The organism is Litchfieldella qijiaojingensis (genome assembly GCF_014651875.1).
Lineage (GTDB): Bacteria > Pseudomonadota > Gammaproteobacteria > Pseudomonadales > Halomonadaceae > Litchfieldella > Litchfieldella qijiaojingensis.
Genome location: NZ_BMXS01000014.1, coordinates 121862 through 128371 on the forward strand (window position 1 = coordinate 121862; position 6510 = coordinate 128371).

Annotated in this window: 5 protein-coding genes; 4 read left to right on the forward strand and 1 reads right to left on the reverse strand. The window is 44.9% G+C overall.

Going from position 1 to position 6510, the window contains the following annotated elements:
- Positions 1 to 463 precede the first annotated feature (463 nt).
- The 4 genes from IE093_RS14140 to IE093_RS14155 all read left to right on the forward strand — a co-directional run bounded on the left by IE093_RS14140 (position 464) and on the right by IE093_RS14155 (position 6215).
- Positions 464 to 2290, forward strand: a complete 1827-nt coding sequence (locus IE093_RS14140; protein WP_189470270.1) for an AAA family ATPase — start codon at positions 464 to 466, stop codon at positions 2288 to 2290.
- A 68-nt stretch (positions 2291 to 2358) separates the two neighbouring features.
- Positions 2359 to 2916 (forward strand): hypothetical protein, encoded by a 558-nt coding sequence (locus tag IE093_RS14145; protein ID WP_189470271.1) that lies wholly within the window; start codon positions 2359 to 2361, stop codon positions 2914 to 2916.
- 1426 nt (positions 2917 to 4342) lie between these two features.
- Entirely contained in the window at positions 4343 to 5278 is a 936-nt protein-coding gene (locus IE093_RS14150; RefSeq protein ID WP_189470272.1) for a retron St85 family effector protein, read from the forward strand.
- Positions 5271 to 6215 carry a retron St85 family RNA-directed DNA polymerase gene (locus IE093_RS14155; RefSeq protein WP_189470273.1) on the forward strand — a complete coding sequence of 315 codons (945 nt, stop codon included), beginning with the start codon at positions 5271 to 5273 and terminating at the stop codon, positions 6213 to 6215. The genes IE093_RS14150 and IE093_RS14155 overlap by 8 nt, the downstream gene beginning before the upstream one ends.
- A 74-nt stretch (positions 6216 to 6289) precedes the next feature.
- Here the strand turns inward: IE093_RS14155 and IE093_RS14160 are convergent.
- Positions 6290 to 6510, reverse strand: a 221-nt coding sequence (locus IE093_RS14160; protein WP_189470274.1) for a transposase, incomplete at its 5' end; no start/stop codon positions are given.

The following is a 6510-nucleotide window of genomic DNA, read 5'->3' on the forward strand; positions in this document are numbered from 1 at the left end:
ACACCTGCCGCAAGGCGCTGGGAGGCATGTGATGGGTAGGCTCTCCATGGTGAGAGCGCTCATCATATTTCGTTGATCCTGACATGGACAGGTCAAGAAAAAGTACTAACCTTACTTAACATACGACATAAAACACACAGAACGTACGCAAGGGATTGCCCGTCTATGGTCATTTCCGAACCCCATATCACGTTTCACTCGCATGCCGTCACGACTATTCCCCGCAGCGATGTAGGGATGGCCGCCTCATCCTCGCAGATGTTGCCCCTCCAAGGGGAATGCATGCTGTTGCTATTGCGATGTTTTTGGCGATATGGCGAGGAGTTATGAGTGGGCCGGTGAAGAGACAGCGGAGATTGTCAGGTGGCTGTCGGAAATCGACCCAACGTGGATCTGCCGGCACGATAGCTAATAAAAGAATGCGCGGTCTAATCACTGTTATATTTTGGAAGGGAGAACCGAAGTGAAATTATACAAACTTCACATTGATGGGCTCAGGCGATTGCGATCAGTCGACGTGTTCTTTGGTGACGGAACGTTCTGTATTGGCCCTAACAACTCTGGGAAAAGTTCTGTTCTCGCTGCAATTGATTACTTGCTCTCTGCGAACAAACGCATTCCGGAAACTGAATACTACTCAGAGAGAGATGCCGAAACAGGCGAGACGAAGGTTGTTTCTGACTGCATAGTCATTGAAGCCGAGTTTCGCAACGTGCCAACCGAATCTTCGAATTGGAGAGGTTTCAAGGGAAGGACATTCACTTATCAAGTTGGAGAAGGATCCAGGGAAACTGGAATATCCATTCACTACCGCAAAAGCTATCCGCTCGGAAAAGACGTTGTCGTTGAACTGCGGTCAAAAAAGCGCAGCCTATTACCCCAATATACCGCATGCAAGTCCCCTCAGGATTTTATCGACGCGGGAGCAACTCACCATATATTCGCTGATTTCTTTGATGACCTGTCAAAGAATATTACGGCAAAAGACAAGATCACCCTTGAGGCTATCGATGAACTTTGGGAAGTGGGCGAAGGCGAAGAGTGGTTCCAAAACCCGGGTGGAATCCCAGGGAACGTCCTCAGTCGCCTACCTCGATTCCTGCGAATACCAGCAGAAGCCGCGTCATACGAGATCGAAGATCCAAAGAAAGGCGTTCTTGGGAAGACGCTAGGTGAACTCTTTGAAGATGTTCGTGAAAAATCCGAGAGCTACAAGCAAGCGCAAAAGCACCTTGATGATCTCGCAAAAGAGCTTGACCCGTCAGATGTCCGTTCCGAGTTCGGGAAGATGATGATCGAGCTAAACCAGGTTCTCGGCAGCGTGTTTCCTGATTCTGCCCTGCACGCCACTGCGGACCTTAGCGATCCGAATAAGGCGTTGGTGCCTAGCTTTGAGATCGCAATGTCGAGCAATATCAAGACACCAGTCAGTCATCAGGGTACAGGCATGGTTCGGGCGGCGGTTTTCGGAATGCTACGGTTCAGGCAACGGTGGCTTGCGGAACGCGAAGACAAGTCTGACCGTAGCCTAATTATTGGATTCGAAGAGCCGGAAATCTATTTGCATCCTAGCGCAGCGAATCAAATGAGAGACACTATATATGAGCTCTCCGGGGAACATTCACAAATTGTGGCGACGACGCATTCTCCATATCTGATTGACTTAACAAGGAAGCCAAGACAGGTGCTAAATCGTTTTCGCCATTCAGGTGGGCACACAAGCGCCGCAGCATTCAATGTCAGTGATCGGTTTAATGAGCTTGGTGAAGATGACAAGGTATATGTAAAAATGCTTCTCCGAATCGACGATTATGTAGCGAGGGCGTTCTTCACAAAAACAGTAATCGTTGTTGAAGGGGATACGGAGGATATTGTGATTCGCGAAGCGCTCAAGCGCCTGCCAAATGATACAAGATCAAAGGTTGTTTCTGATTTTGAGGTAATAAAGGCAAGAGGAAAGGCATCTATCGTCGGTGTTGCGAAATACTTTCGTGCGCTCGGGATTGACTTCCGGGTTATGCACGACCGCGATGGCGGAGTAGCTGGAGCTGAGAAATTCAATCAACCTATTGCAGATGCAGTAGGAGATCAAGACCGAGTAATTGTTCTCGCTGAGTGCATGGAAGACGTTCTAGGGTATCCTGTTCCAGCGAGCGAGAAACCATTCAATGCCTACAAGATTGCATGCGGTTGGGGTAATGCATGGGAAGACATTCCTTCTGCACTTCGGAATGTAATGGCAAGATTGTTTCTCGGGTATGTTACGTCGAAATCTAACCAATGCTTTTAGTCGATGCATAAACCGTTGGGTTCTTTCTGTACGACTGAAGCGAATCGTTCGATATCAAAGGAGACAAAGTGACAACAATTGCCTGCCTTGGATGGGGATCCCTTGTCTGGGATCCACGAGAACTACCAATTCAGCGTCAGTGGTTTGATGATGGACCACTCGTTCATGTCGAGTTTGCAAGACAATCACAAGATGGTCGAATAACGCTTGTACTCGCCGAGACCCAAATCCCTGTCCGCTCATTGTGGGCTGTGATGGACGCGACTGAACTCAATTCCGCGAAAGCGCAGCTTCGCAAGCGAGAGGGAATACCGGAGAAAAACGAGGTAAAGCACATTGGCTCGTGGTCTACCCGCCGGGAAAATCCCGTTTTGATTCCCAGCCTCGCTGGATGGGCTGACGCTCATGGCATAGCTCACGTTGTCTGGACCAATCTACCACCAAAGTTCAATGGAAAAGAAACCGTACCATCCGCCGAACAGATTGTGAACTACCTCAGCGAACTCACGGGTGCCAAGCGCAACGTAGCCGAACGCTATATTCGCTTTACGCCAAGGCAGATTGACACAGAATACCGTCGCCACATCGAAGCAGTACTCCAGTGGACGGCTATTGATGCAATATAGTTTCGGAACATCAATGCTGGATAAGTCGCTCCATCAGACTGGCCAAAGGCTACTCTTTTGCCCGCCCGCAGAAATCCAATGTTAGATTAAGTCGCTTTTTCTAAAGCTATACTCTTGGCAAGATGGTAACTTTAGGTTACGCTGATAGAGTAAATTCAGAAGCTGACAATCTAAAGCAGTCATCCAACACGAAAAAGGATATCCAGTTTCATTGACTATGGTGTTATGGACGTTGGTCTTCTCAGACGCCATAGACTCTCGCTCAAGGGAGTAGTAGGTGGTTAGTGGCAGAGGAGACTGGGAAGTAGAAAGAAACAGGATGTCCTTTTTGCTTCTTCCTGCTTTTTAGTTATCAGGTAGCCTAGGATATATGCCTTCTACAGATACTTTGAACGCTTTGAAAGAATGGGATGATCGGCTGATTCAAGACGCTGTCGATCAGCTTAATCAAATTGGTATTGTCTCTGATGAGGATGATCAGAGATTAGCTTCAATTTGGATTGAGTTCTAGGATGAGAGCTGCACAAATTATTTTTGTCAATTCGGATATGAAGGTGGACCCTTACGTAGTTTTGGTAAGTATTTTTCAGGGCATGGTACTGTCTATGCATTGTATGATGAAAATCAGCATGACTTGACGAGCTCAGAGAAATATCTTGCAACTAAGGTGGGTTATTCGAGAGACAGGAGGTTCTGATGACCATCGGTCAATCGGACACCAAAAGTAAATCGCAATCACTTACCTTCGTGGATGTTCCGGAGCTGGTTACCTCAGAGTCATACTTCAAGGGAAGGTAGTATGCAACTGAAAGGTTTCGGGGGCTATGGTTATAGAAGTTATGCTAACCAAGGTTGGCCAAAGTTGATGAGGACATCTACTTTCTTGGATCATGGTGTCGCGGAGCGTTAGTCTGCTCAGATATCACAGCCTCTCGCTCAAGGGAGTAGTATGTAGCAGGGAGTAGCTTGGAGTGGGAAGAAAGTGGATGTTCATTATTTTCTTTGTTCTTAATTGACAGTTTTGCTATCTTGTGTTATTTTTACTCTTGTTCTTTAGCGTTTCTGACTAACAAGTACTGTTTGACTTGTTAGTTTAGTCGGGCGATTAGCCAGACTCAAAATATTGCTTGGTTTTATGACCGCAGATGACTTCTGCGGATCTACATTCGCAAGCTCATTCCGATCCGCAGAAGTCATCTGCGGCCGGTTCAGGTAAAGGACAAACAAAGAAGAAATAACATGAATAGTAGTTCTCAGAATAAAGATCGCCTTCCGGCCCCGGCCTTTCACTCCACTGGCATCGGACCTTTACTATTCTTTCCTTTGACTTTTTGTTGCAGCCAAAAGGCAGCGATGTCGACATGCAAGATAAATAGATGTCTAATGTGTAAAAATGACTCGTGTGGCGCGACGCTAAGTTGTCACAATGAGTTCTGATAGTGCAGATAACTATCACCTTGATGTCCTTTCAAAACTTGATTTGAAAAAATCGCGCTTTGCTCTTTCGACTTCACCGATTGTCCTGCTTTGTGGTGGGAAAGTGAGTGACTCTCCGCATATATCTTCGTTTCGTCATGCTTTAACAAATTATATGCCTCCACCAAGGTATGAGTTTTTTCGGCCAGAGGAAATTACTGACTGGAAAGATGATGGTGTTTTCAATGATCTCCTTGATTTTGAGAAAGAGCTGGGGAGTATATGTTCTTTGGTTGTTGTTGTTCTCGAAAGTGAAGGTGCATTTGCAGAGCTGGGCGCTTTCTCGCAAATGCATGATCTTAAAGCAAAAATTTGCGCGATTAATTCCCAAGAATACCATGGAGAGGATTCATTTATAAATCTAGGGATACTCAGGCATATTAAGAAGGAAACCAAGATTGATGTTAAGGTTTATCCTTGGGATGTAAAAAATCCAGCAAACCTTGAGGATGAAGTTGTTCAGGATGCTATAGATGACATAGGTGAGCAGCTGAAGAAGACACGAAAACCTCATGCATTTAGTGGTGAGAATGGCGCGCATGTCATGGCGCTGATTACTGAGTTTATTAAAGTTTTTGTCGCACTAAAAGAGCATGAGATTCTAGATTATCTAGATTTGCTTGATATAAAGATAAAAAGAGAATCTCTGAGGAGGAAGCTTTTTATCCTGGAAAGGTTTAGGATTATTGTGAAGGGCGTGTATAGCGATTCATCTTTTTATATGAGAAGCGGGACTGATTTTAATAGGATAAAGTTTCATGAAGAAGATGGCTTTGTTTATGATGATTTAAGAATTTCTCTTAGATGTAAAGAGTTATATCAAGCAGATCGTAAACACCGGCATAGGATGCGCGTTATTAAGGCTCAGGAGGGCAGCAATGGATGAATCAAGATTCCGGCAGTTGCTAAAAGATGAGCTTTCTATAAGCTTTTCTGAGTCTGCGCGCCTTATTGCTAGAGCACCTCATGCTTATAAGGTATACAGAATAAAAAAAGTCGGAGGTGGATATAGGGAAATATCTCAGCCGGCAAAAGAAACAAAATTTGTAATGCATTGGCTTGTGGGGAGGTTTTTTGAAAAGCTTCCCGTGCATGAATGCGCTACGGCATACTCAAGTGGATCAAGCATTAAGAAAAATGCGATTATCCACGCTGAAAAGTCTTATATAGCAAAATTTGATTTCAAGGATTTTTTTCCCTCTATAACTAAATTCGATGTAGAGAAGCATCTTGGTTGTTTTAATCGCGAAGAGCTGGATGGGAAGAGTTTAAGTGAAATTGCAAGGCTATGTACGGTAGCAAAGGGTGGTTCCGATAACCTCTGTCTTAGCATTGGTTCACCAGCATCTCCTGTCTTATCTAACTCGATAATGTATGCATTCGATAGAAGGATATATGAATGGTGCTGTGATAACTCAGTGGTTTATTCAAGATATGCTGATGATTTAACTTTTTCTACTAATGTTAAAGGCTTGAGCTTTGAGTTGCCAGAACTTGTTCGTACAGTTCTTGATGGCATTGAATATCCTTCCATATCGTTGAATAATGAGAAAACTGTATTTGCGTCAAAAAAAGGGCATAGACGAGTTACAGGCCTTGTGTTAAGCAATCCTGGGAAAGTATCTTTGGGGAGGAAAAGAAAGCGGGAAATTAGTGCTCTCATTCATAAGTTTTCCGTAGGAGCATTGTCGAAAGAAGACCTTTTGCGCTTGCAAGGACTTCTCGGCTTTGTAAAGGATGTTGAGCCTTTGTTTGTTGAAAAAATGATAAGCAAGTATGGCTATCGCGTGATAGTGAAGATTCTTTCATTCAGAAAGGATTGATGACATAGTAGCCATTGCAAGGTTTAATCATCAAGAGAGTTAAAGGGAATGGAGGGAGGGCGGCAACTAAGTGCTTAATCAAAAGTAATCCTGTACTCACTTCCGTAGTTACTGAGCACTTTGATGACCTCGCTGCATAGCGTGGCGAAGTCTCGATAGGCGGTCAGCGGCAGCCAGCGATATTTGATCTGCCGCCAGAGAATCTCGATCAGGTTCAGCTCTGGCGAATACGCTGACAGGTAGACCAGGTGCACACGATGCGACATCCATTCCAGCAGCTTTTGCCGGAACGCTT